Raw genomic sequence first — 17,026 nt, forward strand, 5'->3', positions numbered from 1 at the left:
CGCGGGCCTCAGCCCTTGACCGCGCCGTTGGTCAGACCGGCGACGATCTGGCGCTGGAAGAGCAGCACCAGGATCACGATCGGGATGGTCACGATGATGGCGGCCGCGGAGATCGCGCCCGTGGGCGACTCGAACTGCGAGGCGCCGGTGAAGAAGGCCAGCGCGGCGGGGACCGTGCGGGCGTCCTCGGTGGAGGTCAGCGAGATGCCGAACACGAAGTCGTTCCACGCGATGAAGAAGGCGATGATCGCCGTCGTGAAGACACCGGGGGCGGCCAGCGGCACGATCACCTTGCGGAAGGCCTCGAGCGGCGTGGCCCCGTCCACCTGAGCGGCCTGGTCCAGCTCCCACGGGATCTGCCGGAAGAACGCGGTCAGGGTCCAGATGGAGATCGGCAGCGTCAGGGACAGGTAGGGGATGATCAGGCCGAGCCAGGTGTCGTAGAGCCCGAGCGTGCGCCACATGTTGAACAGGGGCGTGACGAGCGAGATCACGGGGAACATGGACACCATGAGTGACACGGTGAGCACGAGCTTCTTGCCCGGGAAGTCCAGGCGGGCGATCGCGTAGGCGCACAGCGTGGCCAGGACGACGGCGATCAGGGTGGCGATCACCGTGATGCCGATCGAGTTGCGCAGCGCCGTGAGGAACAGCTCGCGGGAGCCGCCCACGAAGATCTCCTCGTAGTTGACCGTGGACCACTGCGTGGGCAGCAGCTTCCCGTTCGCCAGGTCCGCGGGCGTCTTGAAGCTCGTGGCGAAGATGGAGAACAGCGGGAAGAGGCACCACACGCCGATCACCACGGCGAGGAGCCACCACAGCAGGCTCTGGCGGGCGGCGCCTGGACGGCGGGCGGAGGTATGGCGGTCGACGGGAGCCGTGGTCAGCTCGGGGTGGTCGGCGGGTTCGACCGACGGGACGGGGACGGCGCTGCTCACTTGGAACCTCCTCGGTCGGCCAGGTCCACCTTGAAGACCTTCATCGCGATGAACGCCATCAGCGCCACGCACAGGAACAGGAGCACGGAGATCGCGGAGCCCATGCCGATCTCGAGCCGTCCGATGGAGGTGCGGTAGGCCAGCAACGAGAGGACCTCGGTGCCGTAGGCGCCGTTGGTCATGATGTAGATGGAGTCGAAGATGCGGAACGCGTCCATCGCGCGGAACAGCACGGCCACCATGATGGACGCCTTCATCGTCGGCAGGATCACGAGGCGCATGCGCTGCCACCACGAGGCGCCGTCCACGGCGGCTGCCTCGGTGAGGTCGCCCGGCACCTGGGCCAGGCCGGCCAGCAGGAGCAGGGAGATGAACGGCGTGGTCTTCCAGATCTCCGAGAGCATGATCACGGACAGCGCCGTGGAGCCCTGGGCGAACCAGTTCAGGTCCGTGCTGATCCCCGGCACCCAGTCGAACCAGTGGTTGATGAAGCCGGAGTCGATGGAGAACATGTAGAACCACGCGAAGGCGGACACCACGGTGATGATGCCGTAGGGCACCAGGATCATGGTGCGGATCAGCCCGCGGGTGCTCGTGATGGCGTGGTGCATGGCCAGGGCCAGCAGGAAGCCGAGGATCAGCTCCACCACCACGGTGACCAGGGTGATCAGCAGAGTGATCCCGAGGTCCCGCCAGAAGACCGGGTCCGAGAGGATCACGCCGTAGTTGCCGAGCCCCACGAACTCCCGCTCCCCCGGCGCCGTCAAGCGGTAGGTGAACAGCGAGTCGTAGAGCGCCTGCAGGATCGGGTAGAGCACCACGAACAGCATGACGAAGAACGCCGGGCCGGCGAGCATCCAGCCGAGGCGGGCCTCGGACGTCGCGCGAGCGGACTTCCGACGACGCGGCCGGCGCGACTGCTCCGGTGCGGTGATGGACGTGACAGCGGTGCTCACAGCAGGCGCTCCCCTCGGAGGACTTCCTGGATGAAGGCGTCGGTCTCGGCCGGGGTGACGGCCGGGTCCACGTTCGACGGCGGCGCGTAGCGCTGCTGGATCGCGGTGGACACCTCGTTGTAGTACGGCGTCTGCGGGCGCGGTGCGCCCTGTTCCAGGGACTCCCGGATCGCGGGCGCCATGGGGTACTTCTCGATGACCTCGGGGTCCTCGTAGGCGACAGGGTCGGCCGGCGGGTTGCCGTTGTCCCGGAAGTACTGGGCCTGGTGCTCGGCGGTGGTGATGCACTGGACCGCCTTCCACGCGAGGTCCGCGTGCTCGGACTTCGCGCCCACGCCCAGGTTGATGCCGCCCACGGGCGGGGCGGAGTCCTTCCCCTGCGTCGTCTGGGGGTAGAGGGCCCAGCCGATGTCCTCGGGGAGGTCCTCCGGCAGGGAGCCCTCCTTGACGGAGGCGAGGGTGGCCGGCCACACGAACGGCCAGTTCACCATGAAGGACCCGGAGTCGCCCTGGAAGAGCAGCATCGAGGCGTTCTCGTCCTGCGTGGGGAGGCCGGCGCTGCCGAGTCCCTCCTTGCCGATCGTGGAGATGATCTCGGCGGCCTTGCGGCCGGCCTCGGACCCGAAGTTCGTCTGCACCTCGTCCGCGGGCGCGTCGGGGTTGGCGAGGATGTGCTCGCCACCGCCCTCCACGAGGGCGTTGAGCCACACGGTCATCGACTCCCCGCGGGCGCCCTGGACGCCCAGCTCCTTGTCCTGCTCGCGGGCCACCTCGATGAGCTGGTCCCACGTGACGGGCTGGGACATGTCCAGCCCGGCCTCCTCGGCCACCGACTTGCGGTACCACAGCAGCTGCGTGTTGGCCCAGAACGGGACCGTGACGATCTCGTCCTTCCATGTGGCGCCGGCCAACGCACCCTCGAGGGCGTGCTCCCTCGCCTGTTGCTGCAGATCCTCCGGCACGGGGGCCAGGAAGCCGGGCTCCGCGAGCTCGGGGACGAAGGGCGGGTCGAGGGACATGATGTCCATCGAGGTGTCGCCCGCCGCGAGCCGGCGCGTCAGCTGCTCCCGCTGGGAGGCCGCGTCCGTGGGCAGCATGGACGTCTCGACGGCGTACTCGCCGCCGGCCGCGTCCGTGCACTGCTTCGCGATGGCCTCCTGCCCGCCGTCGTCCGGGTTGGTGTACCAGGTGAGGGTGGGCGCCCCCTCCTCGGCCGGGGCGCATCCGGCCAGGATGAGCGCTCCGGCGGTCATCACGGAGGCCATCGTCGCCCCCCGTGAGAGCCGAGCCCGCTGCTGTCTCGTCACTGCAAACCTCGTTCGCTCCGGAAGATGTGACACACACCCTACTCCTCGCGGATGCGCGTGACCCGCCTCACATCAGGCGCCGGCGGCGCGCTTCGTCTTCGCCGTGGCCGACGCCGTCGCGGGGTCCTCAGGCCACGGGTGCTTGGGGTAGCGGCCCCGGTTCTCCGCACGCACGTGGGCGTAGGGTCCCGCCCAGAAGGAGGGCAGGTCCGCGGTGACGGCGAGCGGCCGCCCCGCCGGGGAGAGCAGGTGCAGCACCACGGGCAGCCGGCCGTCCGCCACGGCGGGGCTCTGCGCGGCCCCCAGGAACTCCTGCAGCTTGGCCGCCACCACCGGCGCCGTCTCCTCGTCCGTGGCCGGGTACTCCACGGCCGCCGTCCGCCCGCTGGGGATGGGCAGCCGTTCGGGCGCCAGCTCGTCGAGGCGCCCGGCCTCCGGCCACGGCAGGATCCCGCGCAGCAGCCCGGCGACGTCCACGGAGGCGGCCGAGCGGCCCGCCGCGAGCTCCGCCGCGATCCCGGCCACAAGCGGCCCGAGGTCCGGGAGGGCGGCGGTGGAGAGGTCCGGCCACGGCCGGCCCAGCACCCGGTGCAGGAGGTGGACGCGGCGGCGAAGGCGCTCCCCCGCACCTGGTCCGGCCCCGGGCTCGAAGCGGGCCAGCCCCTCCGCGGCCAGGGCAGCGCGCACGGCGTCCGCGGCCGCGGCGGCGTCGACGCGCGCGGGCCCCTCCGCGAGCGGGATCGCCCCCAGCATCGTCCTGCGGCGGCCCGTGAGCCGTCCGCCCTTCCACGCCGCGTCCGCCTCGTCCCGGAGGAGTGCCGCCGCGGCGTCCTCGGCGATCTCCCGGGTGATCGGGGCGGCCGCGCGGATCACGGCGCCGGTGCCCTCGGCGTCGCCGGCGGCGCGGGAGGCCTCCGCGACGGCGAGCCACGCCGCGCCCCGCAGCTCTCCCCCGCCGCTGCGCGGCAGGGATGCGCGCGTCCCCGAGGCGAGCAGGTAGGCGTCCGTGTCCTCCACCCGCCGCGCCACCCGGCCCGGGGCGCTCAGTGCGACGACGATGCCCGCCGCGTGCGCGGCCCGGCCCCCGTCAGCGCCCCCGTCGGAGGCCCGGCCGGCGCGTCGCCCCGTCTCCCGTCCGCCGCTCGACCCCCGGGTCACGATCCGCTCGAGCCGCTCGGCCTCCCGCCGCCATCGGCCGGACTCGGGGTGGCCCCCGCCCCGCAGCGCGGCGAGCAGCGCCTCGAGGTCGGCGCCGGGCGCGCGCACGTCGAGGGCGAGGAGGGCCACGGCCGCGGCGGCGGCGCGCGCGCCCACGCGGTCCGCGCCGGCCAGGAGCGCGTGGCCGAGCGCCGGGTCCACCGGCAGGCCGGCCAGGACCGTCCCGTGCGCCGTGATGCGGCCGTCCCCGTCCACGGCTCCGAGCTCGGCGAGCGTTCGACGGGCCTCGGCCATCGCGTCGGCGGGCGGGTCCTCGGGCAGCACCACGCCCTCTCCGCCCGGCGCGCCCCACGCCGCGAGCGCGAGCGCCACGGGGGCGAGGTCCACCACGGCCAGGGCCGGCGTCGGGGCGGCGGGGGCGGCGCCGAGGGCCGCGGCACTGTGGCAGCGCACCACCGTGCCGGGGCCGAGGCGGGCGGCGCGGCCTGCCCGCTGGCCGGCGGCCGCGCGGGAGGCCTGCACCGTGACAAGGCCGGTCATGCCGCGGCCGCGGTCCCGCCGGGGCTCGCGCGCCAGCCCGGAGTCGACGACGAGCCGGACCTCCGGGACGGTCAGGGAGGACTCGGCCACCGCCGTCGTGACCACCATGCGGGGGACCTCCGGCCGCGTGCGTCCGGCGAGGGCGGCGTCCTGCTCGGCGGCCTCCTGGCGGCCGTGCAGGGTGTGCACCTCGGTGCGGGGGGCGCGCCGCGTGATGCGCTCGGCCACCGCCTCCACCTCCGCGACGCCGGGGAGGAAGACGAGCGCGTCCACGGTGGGGTCGGCCGCGAGGGCCTCCGCGTGGGAGCGGACGGCGACGTCGGCCACGTGGTCCAGGAAGGCCCGCTCGACGCGGCCGTCCGCGGTGAGGCGCGGGGCGCCGAACGGGGCGTGCTCCTCGCGCAGCGGGTGCAGGACGGCCGGGGTGCGCACCACCGGGACGGCGTCGGCGTCGACGCCCATGCCGGCAGCCCAGCGAGCGGCCAGGGACTCGGCGTCCACCGTGGCGGACATGGCCACGAGCAGCAGCTCGGGACGCAGCTGCCGCAGGTCGGCGAGGAGGGCGAACAGGACGTCCGTGTCCAGGTCGCGCTCGTGGACCTCGTCCAGGATCACGGCGCCGACGCCGTCGAGGCCCGGGTCGGCCAGGAGGCGGCGCAGCAGCAGGCCCGGAGTCACGAACTCGACCGCCGAGCGGCCTCCGCCCACCGACTCGCCGCGCACCGCGTAGCCGACTGCGTCGTCAGGATCGTCTGAGCCGACGGCCATGTGCAGGCGCCGCCATGCGGCGCGCACGGCCACCCGGCGCGGCTGCGTGACCAGGGTGCGCCCACCGCCCTGCCGCGCGAGCCGGACGGCGACGGCGGGCGGCACCACGGTGGTCTTGCCCGTGCCGGGCGGGGCGTGGACCACGGCGGCCCCGTGCGCCTCGAGGGCGGCCTCCAGCTCGGGCAGCACCGCGGTGACCGTGAGGCCGGCCCCGAGCGCATCGAGGGCGGCCGCGATCCTGCCCTGCGGCGTCGCGGGCGGGGCCCCCGGCCGGCGGGAGGCGACGGGGTCCGCGGGCGTGCGGGGGCGGCTGGCGGAGGTGGACATCACCGTCCATTGTGGCGGCCGCCGCGGACCTGTCCGGCGCGCGGGGCACTGACTAGGCTGAGGCGCATGATGACTCCCGTCCAGGACCACCTCGACCGCCTGACCGCCGCCTTCCCCGGCGACGACGAGGGCAGGGGCGGCCTGGGCGTGGCCGTGACCCTCGTGGACGGGCACCGCTACGTCTCCGGCTCCTCGGCCGCCGTGCCGCTGGCGGCCCTGGCCTCCCCCGTCCTCCACGCCCTCGCCGTGGAGGACCTCGGCGCGGCGGGCGTGGCCGAGCGGGTGGGCGGCACGCCCGTCCCGGAGGACGACTCGCGGCTCGAGGTGGAGGCGGAGACGGGACGCGCGTTCAACCCGCTGCAGAACACGGGCGTGGTGGCCACCGCCGCCCTCGTCAAGGGCCGCGGCGGGCGGGACCGGGCCGGGCGCCTGCTCCAGCTGCTCTCCACCCTCCTGGACCGCGAGGTCAGCGTCACGGAGACGGCCGTCAAGGTGGAGAACCGCGCCCAGCACCAGACGCGCGCCGCCGCGTGGCTGCTGAAGTCCCTGGACGTGCTGGACACGGACCCGGAGCCCCTGCTCGAGGACATCGCGACCCTGCGCGCCGTGCCCGTGAAGGTCGAGGACCTCGCCCTCGTGGCGGGCACCCTGGCCCACGGCGGCATCCACCCCGTCACCGGGGCCCGCGTGCTGGAGGAGGAGACCGTCCGCGCCGTGCTCTCCGTGCTGGACTCGTGCGGCATGGACACCCGGCAGCCCCTGTGGGCGTACGACGTCGGCCAGCCCGGCTGGGCGTCCACCCGCGGCGGCACGATCATGGTGGTCGTGCCCGGGCACATGGGCCTGGCCCTGCAGGCGCCTGACCTGGACGAGCACCGCGTGTCCGCCGCCGGCATGGCCGCGCTGCGCTGCATCGTGGAGGACTTCGAGCTGCACCCCTCCGTGGTCACCGGCTCGCCCCGGGCCGCCTTCCGCGCCCACTACCGCGTGGACCAGGCACCCTCCGGCGCGGTGCGCAGCGCCCAGGTGCAGGACGCACTGGACGCGTACGGGGACACAGTGCACGTGCTGGAGCTGGGCGGGCACGTCGGGTTCAGCCAGGTGGACGCGCTCGCCCGCGTGGTGCGCGGCCTCCCGGACGAGCTGGAGACCCTGCTCGTGGACATCCGGTCCGTCAGCACCGTGACCCGCTCCGCCCGCCTGCTCGTGGCGCGGTGGTTCGCCTATGCCCTGGACTCGGGGTTGGACGTGGTGCTCGTGGACCGGGACGAGGCCATGGTGGCGGAGCTGATGGCCGCCGTCGAGGAGTCCGTGGACGTGAGCCTGCCGGATCCCCGCCAGGAGGCCGCGCGGGACCTCGAGTCCGCCCCGGACCGCCCGGAGTTCCTGTTCTTCGACTCCCGCTCCCGGGCCATCCAGTGGGCCGAGCAGCGCCTGCTGGTCCGCCACGCCCCGCAGCTGCTGCCCCACTCGCAGGAGGAGGCCGCGGTGGCGCCCCTGCTGCAGCACCTCTCCGCCGAGGACGCGGGCCTGCTCGAGTCCATGATGGACGAGCGCGTGTACACGGACGGGCAGATCATCCGCCGCGCGGGCCAGCCCTTCGGCGGCATCTACGTGATCACGTCCGGCCGCGTGGAGCTCACGGGGCAGGGCACGGGCGGGCGGCGCACCCGCAGGACCGTGCTCACCCCGGGGATGACCTTCGGCGAGATGGCGCTCGGCCAGTCCGGCCGCCAGCCCTCCACGGTGCGCGCCCGTGGCGACGTCACCGCCCGGGTCCTGACCGCGCACGTGATGTACGCCCTGCAGGAGGGGTCCCCGCAGCTGGCCATCAAGCTGTGGGAGGCGCTGGCGCGCGACGCCTTCACTGCCCTGGGCCAGCTCATCCGCGAGACGGGCGCCCTGCAGGACTGAGGGCCGGCGGGCTCGGCGCGGCCGTGGCGTGGCGACCGCACTGCGCGGCGACCGCGGCGGGCGACTCAGCGCCCGAGCACGTGGCGCAGCGCGCCCTCCAGCTCGTCGTCCCGCATCGCATAGCCCGAGTCCACGAGTCGCCCGGCCTCCACCTTCTGGTCCGCGCGGACGGTCTCCGCGTCCCCCTCCGCGCCGAGCAGGAGCCGCGGCCCGAAGGCGGGCACCGGCAGCACGGACGGACGGTGCAGCACGCGGCCCAGCACGGTGGCGAACTCCTTGGCCGTGACGGGCTCGGGGGCGACGGCGTTGAGCGGCCCGGCCACGTCGTCGTCGAGCACCGCGTGAGCGAAGGCCCCGGCGACGTCGTCGACCCCCACCCAGCTGACCCACGGGCTCCCGTCGTGGCTCTCGCCGCCGGAGGTGGCCATGGGGCCGCCGAGCCCGGCGAGGAAGAGCGGCAGCACCTGCTGGAGCATGCCGCCTGCGGGGCTGAGCACCACGCCCACCCGCACGCGGGCCACCCGGGCGCCGAAGGCCTCGGCCCGCACGGCCTCGGCCTCCCAGGCCGCGCAGACCTCCGCGAGGAAGTCGTCGCCGGGCTCGAGCTCCTCCCCGAGCCCCGCGCCGAACGGGCCGGTGCCGGCGTGCGCGCCGTAGTAGCCGATGGCCGAGCAGTTCACGAGCGCGGGGACCCGGGGCAGGCGCCCCATCGCGTCGACGAGGGTGCGCGTGCCGCGCACACGGGAGTCATGCACGGCCTCCTTGTGCGCGTCCGTGAAGCGGCCGGCGATCGGCTCCCCCGCGAGGTTGACGATCACGTCCACCTGGGAGAGCGCGGACTCGTCCACCCGCTCGCGCGCCGGGTCCCACAGGGCGGCGTCCGGGGCCGCAGCCTGCTCCGGGCTGCGCACGAGGCGGATCACGCGGTGCCCGCCGCTCATGAGCAGCGCGGTCAGCTGGGCGCCGATCAGCCCGGACGCCCCGGTGACCGCCACGGTGCGCGCGGGCCCGCCGGTGAGCGGGCCGGGGTGCGCGGCGTGGAAGGCGAGGTCGTCGGCCATCACGCGGGCGCGGTAGGCGAACTGGCGGCGCAGCTCGGCCTCGAAGCCGCGGCCGGCCCATGCGGCCGCGGTGCCGCCGATGCCGGGCACACGGCCCAGCAGCCCCTCCCCCGGCAGCACGTACTCGATGCGGTCCAGCACCACCGTGCCCGGGGTGCCGGCGGCCGTGTCCGCCTCACCGGCGGCTGCGTCCTCCAGAGTGTGCGTGTGCGTCCAGGAGCGCAGGGGGCCCGAGACCATCTCGTCCCGGAACATCCGGCCCTCCTCGTATGCCGTGTGCCGCGCGTGCCACGGCACCTTGGGCGTGGCGGCCGCCGGGATGCGGGAGGACACGGCGTCCGGCAGCATGCCGGCCAGCAGGCCCCGGGAGGTGTCCGCGAGCAGTCCGAGCGAGCCCGGCGGGCTGATGCGCAGTCGGGTCTCCGAGCCGACCGCCAGGCCGTTCGTGGGCCCGTGCACGAGTTCGGAGGCGAACGGCGGGTTCATGCGCTGGAGCGCCCCGGGGTTGGCCAGCCAGCGGAACACGACGTCGCGGGGGTGGCGCAGGAGGGTGCGGTGCTCGAACACGTGGGTCTCGGTCATGCCCTCACCCTGGCACACCGGAGAGGGGCGCGCCCGGGCTGACGGACAATGGGGGCATGGACTTCGCCCCCGAGCTGCGCTGGACCGCCGCCGCCCTCCCCGACACGGGCCTGAACCTCGTGGCCGTGTACTCCCCCGAGGACCACACCGTGCGGGCCTCCGGGGTGGCCGTCCCCGACGACGGCGAGCCGCACGCCGCGGCGATCGGCCGCCTCCTGCTGACGCTGATGGACCGACTGGCCGTGCTGGACCCGCCGACGGCGGACCGCGAGATGCACCCGCTGCCGGTCGAGCCCCGTGCGGGCGTGGCGCAGCCCGTGGCCGATGCGCTCGGGGCGTATGCGGCCGGCGACGTCGCCGCGCTCGACGCCCTTGCGGTGGCGCAGCCGGGCACCGTCTTCCGCCAGGCCGCGTGGGCGGCGCTGCGGGGGATCACGCCCGGCGCGCCCGTCTCGTACACGGAGCTGGCCCAGCGCGCCGGGTCGCCGCGAGCCGTGCGTGCCGCCGGCGGGGCGTGCGCCGCGAACCTGGTGGCCGTTGTCGTGCCGTGCCACCGCGTGGTGGCGACCTCCGGCGGGGTCGGACAGTACCTGTACGGCCCCGCCGCCAAGCGGGCGCTGCTGGAGCACGAGGCGCGGCACGCGGCCTGACCCCCGGGCGCACGAGGGCCCCGGCACCATGACGGTGCCGGGGCCCTCGTGATGTCCCGCCCCGTGAGGGGACACCGGGCTCAGTGGATCAGACGGACAGCCTGTCCATGATCGCGTTCAGCGTGGCAGAGGGACGCATGACGTCGACGACCTTGTCCATGGACGGCGCGTAGTAGCCCTCGATGTCCACGGGCTTGCCCTGCACACCGTTGAGCTCGGAGACGATCTTCTCCTCGTTCGCGGCGAGCTCCTCGGCGATCGGCGTCACGGCGTCGGCCAGGGCCTGGTCCTCGGTCTGCTTCGCCAGCTCCTGCGCCCAGTACAGGGCCAGGTAGAAGTGCGAGCCGCGGTTGTCGAGCTGCCCGGCCTTGCGCTCGGGGGACTTGCCCTCGATCAGCAGGGTGCCGGTGGCGGCGTCGAGCGTGTCGGCGAGCACCTGGGCGCGGGCGTTGCCGTTCGTCGTCGCCTCGTGCTCGAAGGACACGGCCAGCGCGAGGAACTCGCCGAGGGAGTCCCAGCGCAGGTGGTTCTCCTCGACGAGCTGCTGCACGTGCTTCGGGGCGGAGCCGCCGGCGCCGGTCTCGAACAGGCCGCCGCCGTTGAGCAGCGGGACCACGGAGAGCATCTTGGCGGAGGTGCCCAGCTCGAGGATCGGGAACAGGTCCGTGTTGTAGTCACGGAGCACGTTGCCGGTCACGGAGATGGTGTCCTCGCCGCGGCGGATGCGCTCGATGGAGAACTTCGTGGCCTCCACCGGGGACATGATGCGGATGTCCAGGCCCTCGGTGTCGTGGTCCTTGAGGTACTCCTCGACCTTCGTGATGAGCTCGCGGTCGTGGGCGCGGGACTCGTCCAGCCAGAACACGGCGGGGGTCTGGGAGGCGCGGGCGCGGGTCACGGCCAGCTTCACCCAGTCGCGCACCGCGACGTCCTTGGTCTGGCAGGCGCGCCAGATGTCGCCCTCGCCGACCTCATGGGAGATCAGGGTCTCCCCGGCCGCGTTCTTCACGGCCACGGTGCCCGCTGCGTCCATGACGAACGTCTTGTCGTGCGAGCCGTACTCCTCGGCCTTTTGCGCCATGAGGCCGACGTTCGGCACGGTGCCCATGGTGGTCGGGTCGAAGGCGCCGTTGGCCTTGCAGTCCTCGACGACGGCCTGGTAGATGCCGGCATAGGAGGAGTCCGGGAGCACCGCGAGGGTGTCGCGCTCGGCGCCGTCCTTGTCCCACATGTGGCCCGAGGTGCGGATCATGGCCGGCATGGAGGCGTCCACGATCACGTCGGAGGGCACGTGCAGGTTGGTGATGCCCTTGTCCGAGTTCACCATCGCCACGTCCGGGCCGTTCTCGTAGGCCTCGGCGATGGCCTTGCGCACGCCCTCGGCGGTCTCGGCGTCGAGCTTGTCCAGCCCGCCCTCGATGGCGGCGAGGCCGTTGTTCGGGTCCAGGCCCGCGGCGGCCAGCTGGTCGCCGTACTGCGCGAACAGGTCCGCGAAGTAGGCCTTCACGACGTGGCCGAAGATCACCGGGTCGGACACCTTCATCATGGTGGCCTTCAGGTGGGCGGAGAAGAGGATGCCCTCCTCCTTCGCGCGCGCCACCTGCTCGGCGAGGAACGCGTCCAGCGCCTTCGCGGACATGAACGTGCCGTCGATGACCTCGCCCTCGAGGACCTTCAGGCCCTCCTTGAGGACCTCGGCGGACCCGTCGGCGCCCGTGAACTCGATGCTCAGCGTGTCGTCCGCCGGCATCGTCACGGACTTCTCGTTCGCCCGGAAGTCGTCCGCGCCCATCGTGGCGACGGCGGTCTTGGAGTCCGCGGACCACGCGCCCATCGAGTGGGGGAACTTCTTGGCGTAGTTCTTCACGGCCTTGGGCGCGCGACGGTCCGAGTTGCCCTCGCGCAGCACCGGGTTCACGGCGGAGCCCTTGACGGAGTCGTAGCGCTTGCGGGCGTCCTTCTCCTCGTCGGTCTGCGGGTCGTCGAGGTAGTCCGGCAGGGCGTAGCCGTCGGCCTGGAGCTCCTTGACCGCGGCGCGCAGCTGCGGCACGGAGGCGGAGATGTTCGGGAGCTTGATGACGTTGGCCTCGGGGGTCTTCACGAGCTCGCCGAGCTCGGCGAGGGCGTCGTCGACGCGCTGGTCCTCGGGGAGGACGTCCTTGAAGGCGGCGAGGATGCGGCCGGCCAGGGAGATGTCCCGGGTCTCGATCTCGACGCCGGCGGTGCCCGCGTAGGCGCGCACGATCGGCAGCAGGGAGGCGGTCGCCAGCATGGGCGCCTCGTCGGTGAGCGTGTAGATGATCTTCGACATGCGGATCTCTCCATTCTGGCCGCGCTCGGGGGCACGTCCGTGGTCGGCATGGGACGGGTGTCTCACCGCCAATCTACCCGGCGGGTCGCACGCGTCACAGCGTGTGGACGCGCGCGACGCCGGCGGGCACGCCCCGGCTGCGCGCTGTCAGCGGGGCTCGGGACCCTGCCGGTCCGGACCCTCCGACGAGTACCAGCCCGGCCTCCTGTCCGCCGATGCCGGCGGCGCGGCCGGGGAGCGGGCGCCGAGGCCGTCGTCCACGCCGGCCTCGCCGCCGGGGTGCGTGCCCGACGCGGCCCTCGAGCCTTGGAACGCCGCCCCGAGGCGCGCGGCGTGATCGATCTGCTCCTGCGCTGCCCGGCGCCGGCGCTCCGCCGCCGCGAAGGACTGCCACGCTCCGACGGTCATGAAGGCGGCGAAGGCGAGGCCCATCAGCCCGAAGAAGGAGCCGAGGGCGGAGAGCGCGGCGGCCAGGGCGACGGCGACCAGGCCGAGGCCGAGCGCCGCGTGGCCGGCCCATGGACGCCCGACGGCACGCCGCTCCCCCGCCGCGGCCAGAGGGAGTCGGGCGATGGCGCCCACCACCATGCACGCGAGCAGCCCTGCCCAGCCGCTGCCGATCAGCACCTCGGTCATCATGCCGTCCCCCATCATGCGCCCAGACTAGACACCGCCGGGGGCGGACGCCATGGTCAGCCGTGGAAGAAGTGCCGCGCCCCGGTGAGGTACATCGTGATCCCGGCCGTCTCGGCCGCGGCCACGACCTCCTCGTCCCGCACGGAGCCGCCGGGCTGGACGACGGCCTTGACGCCGGCGTCGATCAGGATCTGCAGACCGTCCGCGAAGGGGAAGAACGCGTCCGAGGCCGCCACGGCGCCGCGGGCCCGCTCAGGGGCGCCGGTGCCGGAGACGTTCTCCGCGCCGCCCGCCGTCGTGATCTCCTTGACCACGTCCTGGCCGCCGGTCTGCGCCGCGCCGAGCGTGTTGGCGCGCTCCACGGCCAGGCGGCACGAGTCGAGGCGGTTGACCTGGCCCATGCCGACGCCCACGGTGGCACCGTCGGAGGCCAGCAGCACGGCGTTCGACTTGGCGGCGCGCACCGCGCGCCACGCGAAGGCGAGGTCGGCCAGCGTGGCCTCGTCGGCGGCGGGACCGGCGGCGCGGGTCCAGGTCGCCGGGTCGTCGCCCTCGGCGTCCACGGCGTCCGCGACCTGCAGCAGCATGCCGCCGGAGACCTGCTTGGCCTCCACGGAGTCGTGGGCGAAGCCCGCCGGCAGGCTCAGCAGGCGCAGGTTCTTCTTCGCGGAGAGGATCTCCACGGCCTCGACGTCGAAGGACGGCGCCACCACGACCTCCGTGAACACGTCCTTGACCTGCTGCGCCATGGCGGCGGTGACGGGGCGGTTGGCCGCGATCACGCCGCCGAACGCGGAGACGGGGTCGCACGCGTGCGCCTTGGCATGCGCCACGGCCACGTCCTCGCCCTCGCCCGCCACGGCCACGCCGCACGGGTTGGCGTGCTTGACGATCGCCACGGCGGGGGCCGCGTGGTCGAAGGCGGCGCGCACGGCGGCGTCCGCGTCCACGTAGTTGTTGTAGCTCATGGCCTTGCCGTGCAGCAGCTCCGCCTGCGCGATGCCCGGGGTGGCCGCGTGGTCCACGTAGAGCGCGGCCGGCTGGTGCGGGTTCTCGCCGTAGCGCAGGCCCGCGGCGCGCTCGAGGGCGAAGCCGGCGTAGGGCGGGAACACGGGGGTCTCGTCCGCGTCCTCGTCGCCGAAATGGGACGCGGTCCAGGCGGCCACCGCGTTGTCGTAGGCGGCGGTGTGCGCGAAGGCCAGCGACGCCAGGCGCCTGCGGGTGCGCAGGTCGAAGCCGCCGGACTGGGCCGCGGCCACGACGTCCCCGTAGCGCGCCGGGTCGACGACGATCGCCACGGAGGCGTGGTTCTTCGCCGCGGCGCGGACCATGGAGGGGCCGCCGATGTCGATCTGCTCGACGACGGCGTCCTCCCCGGCGCCCGACTTCACGGTGTCCACGAAGGGGTAGAGGTTCACCACCACGAGGTCGAAGGGCTCCACCTCGAGGTCGCGCAGCTGCGCCACGTGGTCCTCCCGGCGGCGGTCCGCGAGGATGCCGGCGTGCACACGCGGGTGCAGGGTCTTCACGCGGCCGTCCAGGCACTCCTGGAACCCGGTGACGTCGGCGACCTCCGTGACCGGGACGCCGGCGCCGGCGATGCGCTGCGCCGTCGAGCCCGTGGAGACGATCTGCACGCCCGCGGCGTGCAGGCCCGCGGCCAGCTCCTCCAGCCCGGTCTTGTCATAGACGGAGATCAGCGCGCGCTTGAGCGGGACCGTGTCCAGGACGGTGGGGGCGGACTGGGCTGAGGTCACGGGGGACTCTCCTTCGGTGCGGGGAAGCGGTGCGGGGCCGCCTCCCAGTCTAGGACCGCGCATAATGGCCCCACACCCGCCCCGCCCGGCCGTCACAAGGGAGCCCGTCACCGTGTCCTCAGCCACCCGCACCTCCCCCCTGGACTCCCCCGCCCCGCCCACCGGCGAGTCCGTCGTCCAGGAGCTGCCCTGGCGCTGGTCCGTCCAGGGCCGGATCTTCCTCATCGGCGGCCTCGGCTTCATGTTCGACGCGTGGGACGTGGCCCTGAACGGCGTGATGATCCCGCTGCTCTCCGCCGAGTGGGGCCTCACGCGGCCCGAGGCGGCCTGGATCGGCACCGCCAACCTCATCGGCATGGGCCTGGGCGCGTTCCTGTGGGGCACCGTGGCCGACCGGATCGGCCGCAAGGCCGCGTTCTCCTGGACCCTCCTCGTGTTCGCCGTCTTCACGGTGGCCGGCGCCCTGGCGGACTCGCTCGTGTGGTTCGCGGCGTTCCGCTTCCTGGCCGGCATCGGCCTGGGCGGCACCATCCCCGTGGACTACGCGCTGGTCAGCGAGTTCACTCCGAAGCGGCTGCGGGGCCGCGTGCTCACCGCCATGGACGGCTGGTGGCCGGTGGGCGCGGCCCTGTGCGGCGTGGTCTCCGCATGGCTGGTGAGCACGTGGGGCGACTGGCGCCTGCCCCTGCTCGTCATGGTGCTGCCCGCCCTGCTCGTGTTCGTCGTGCGCCTGGGCATCCCCGAGTCGCCGCTGTTCCTGATGAGCCACCGCCGCGAGGCCGAGGCGCGCCGCGTGATCGACCGGATGGTCGCCGCGACCGGCGCCGAGCCCCGCCCGTACGTGATGCCCGCCGCCCAGGAGCGCCAGGCGGGCGGCCTCGGGGCGATCGGCTCCCAGCTGGCCGCCGTGTGGCGCTTCTCTCCGCGCATCACGGCCGCGGCCTGGGCCCTGTTCGTGACCATCATGCTCACCTACTACATCGCCCTGCAGTGGCTGCCGCAGTTCCTCATCGAGGCCGGCTACGCCGAGGACCGGGCGTTCGTGATGACCTCGGGCATGGCCGCCGTCGGCCTGCTCGGCGTGGTGGTCTCCGCGCTCCTGGTGGAGAGCACGGGCCGCCGCTGGCTGCTCGCCGTCAGCTCGATCCTCGCGAGCGGCGTGCTCGTGGCGCTGGCCGCCGTGATCGGCGTGCCCGCCGCCGCCCTCCCGCTCGTGCTCGTCTTCGGCTTCATCGTGCAGGTGGCCATCCCCGTGCTCTACACCTACGTGACCGAGCTCTACCCCACCTCGCTGCGGGCCTCCGGGTTCGGGTGGGCCTCCGCCGCGTCCCGCGTGGGCGCGGGCCTGGGCCCCCTGTTCTTCGTGGGGACGCTCGTCCCCGCGCTGGGGCTGCCCGGCGCCTTCGCCGTGACGGGCGGCCTCGTGGTGCTCGCCGCCGTCGTGATGTTCGCCTTCGCCCCCGAGACCCGCGGCCGCGCCCTGGAGGTGGACGCGCACTGAGGGCCGCCGGGGCGCGGCGTCAGGGGCGCGGCGCCCCGGACAGCTCGCCGAGGGTGCGCAGCAGCAGCGCGCGCTCCTGCACCTTGATGCGCTCGTGGAGGGTCTCCTCCGTGTCCGTGTCCAGCACCGGGACGGCGGCCTGCGCCAGGATCGGCCCGGTGTCCACGCCGGCGTCCACCACGTGCACGGTGCAGCCGGCGACCTTCACGCCGTGTGCGAGGGCGTCCCGCACGCCGTGGGCTCCGGGGAACGCGGGCAGCAGGGCCGGGTGGGTGTTGAGGATGTGCCCGGGGAAGCGCTCGAGCAGGGGCGCGCCGAGGATCCGCATGAACCCGGAGCAGACCACCCAGTCCGGCTCGTGGGCGGCCACGGCATCCGCGAGCGCGGCGTCCCACTCCGCGCGGGAGGCGTGCTCCGCCGGCGGCACCGCGAACACGGGGATTCCGTGTGCTCGGGCGCGCGCCAGGCCCTGGGCGGCGGGAACGTCCGAGCCGACGGCGGCGACCTCCACGTCCAGCGCCCCGGACGCGACGGCGTCCAGGATGGCCTGGAGGTTGGTGCCGGAACCGGAGACGAGGGCAACGATGCGCATGCCCCCATCGTAGGGCGGGCGTCTCGTA

Annotated in this window: 12 protein-coding genes; 3 read left to right on the top strand and 9 right to left on the bottom strand. The window is 74.1% G+C overall.

Annotated elements, in window-relative coordinates; translation table 11 throughout:
• Positions 1–8: 8 nt before the first annotated feature.
• The 4 genes from NJC10_RS05740 to NJC10_RS05755 all read right to left on the bottom strand — a co-directional run bounded on the left by NJC10_RS05740 (position 9) and on the right by NJC10_RS05755 (position 5,994).
• The gene (locus NJC10_RS05740) at positions 9–824 is read right to left on the bottom strand and encodes a carbohydrate ABC transporter permease (protein WP_248115500.1); all 816 of its coding nucleotides are present in this window, start codon (positions 822–824) and stop codon (positions 9–11) included.
• Between the two features lie 110 nt (positions 825–934).
• On the bottom strand, positions 935–1,894 hold the full coding sequence (locus NJC10_RS05745; RefSeq protein WP_248115392.1) for a carbohydrate ABC transporter permease: 960 nt from the start codon (positions 1,892–1,894) through the stop codon (positions 935–937).
• On the bottom strand, positions 1,891–3,147 hold the full coding sequence (locus NJC10_RS05750) for an extracellular solute-binding protein (RefSeq protein ID WP_319075205.1): 1,257 nt from the start codon (positions 3,145–3,147) through the stop codon (positions 1,891–1,893). The genes NJC10_RS05745 and NJC10_RS05750 overlap by 4 nt, the downstream gene beginning before the upstream one ends.
• Positions 3,148–3,273: 126 nt before the next feature.
• Complete coding sequence (locus NJC10_RS05755) at positions 3,274–5,994, bottom strand: ATP-dependent helicase C-terminal domain-containing protein (protein ID WP_319075154.1); 2,721 nt, start codon at positions 5,992–5,994, stop codon at positions 3,274–3,276.
• A gap of 66 nt (positions 5,995–6,060) precedes the next feature.
• Here NJC10_RS05755 and NJC10_RS05760 point away from each other — a divergent pair, with 66 nt between their 5' ends.
• Positions 6,061–7,908, top strand: coding sequence for a glutaminase (locus tag NJC10_RS05760; protein WP_319075155.1), 1,848 nt, complete (start codon positions 6,061–6,063; stop codon positions 7,906–7,908).
• 65 nt (positions 7,909–7,973) lie between these two features.
• Here NJC10_RS05760 and NJC10_RS05765 read toward each other — a convergent pair whose 3' ends face one another.
• The gene (locus NJC10_RS05765; protein WP_319075156.1) at positions 7,974–9,551 is read right to left on the bottom strand and encodes a TIGR01777 family oxidoreductase; all 1,578 of its coding nucleotides are present in this window, start codon (positions 9,549–9,551) and stop codon (positions 7,974–7,976) included.
• Between the two features lie 56 nt (positions 9,552–9,607).
• Here NJC10_RS05765 and NJC10_RS05770 point away from each other — a divergent pair, with 56 nt between their 5' ends.
• Positions 9,608–10,201, top strand: a complete 594-nt coding sequence (locus NJC10_RS05770; RefSeq protein ID WP_319075157.1) for a methylated-DNA--[protein]-cysteine S-methyltransferase — start codon at positions 9,608–9,610, stop codon at positions 10,199–10,201.
• Positions 10,202–10,289: 88 nt separating this feature from the next.
• Here the strand turns inward: NJC10_RS05770 and NJC10_RS05775 are convergent, their stop codons facing one another.
• The 3 genes from NJC10_RS05775 to purH all read right to left on the bottom strand — a co-directional run bounded on the left by NJC10_RS05775 (position 10,290) and on the right by purH (position 14,905).
• Positions 10,290–12,512: an NADP-dependent isocitrate dehydrogenase gene (locus tag NJC10_RS05775; protein ID WP_319075158.1), complete on the bottom strand. Its 2,223-nt coding sequence runs from the start codon at positions 12,510–12,512 to the stop codon at positions 10,290–10,292.
• A gap of 147 nt (positions 12,513–12,659) precedes the next feature.
• Complete coding sequence (locus NJC10_RS05780; RefSeq protein ID WP_319075159.1) at positions 12,660–13,166, bottom strand: hypothetical protein; 507 nt, start codon at positions 13,164–13,166, stop codon at positions 12,660–12,662.
• 38 nt (positions 13,167–13,204) lie between these two features.
• Positions 13,205–14,905, bottom strand: a complete 1,701-nt coding sequence (purH, locus tag NJC10_RS05785; RefSeq protein WP_319075161.1) for a bifunctional phosphoribosylaminoimidazolecarboxamide formyltransferase/IMP cyclohydrolase — start codon at positions 14,903–14,905, stop codon at positions 13,205–13,207.
• Between the two features lie 112 nt (positions 14,906–15,017).
• Here purH and NJC10_RS05790 point away from each other — a divergent pair, with 112 nt between their 5' ends.
• Complete coding sequence (locus tag NJC10_RS05790; protein ID WP_248115384.1) at positions 15,018–16,406, top strand: MFS transporter; 1,389 nt, start codon at positions 15,018–15,020, stop codon at positions 16,404–16,406.
• 19 nt (positions 16,407–16,425) lie between these two features.
• Here the strand turns inward: NJC10_RS05790 and purN are convergent, their stop codons facing one another.
• On the bottom strand, positions 16,426–16,998 hold the full coding sequence (gene purN / locus NJC10_RS05795; protein WP_319075164.1) for a phosphoribosylglycinamide formyltransferase: 573 nt from the start codon (positions 16,996–16,998) through the stop codon (positions 16,426–16,428).
• Positions 16,999–17,026: the final 28 nt, after the last annotated feature.

Source organism: Micrococcus sp. M4NT (assembly GCF_033790745.1).
GTDB lineage: Bacteria > Actinomycetota > Actinomycetes > Actinomycetales > Micrococcaceae > Micrococcus.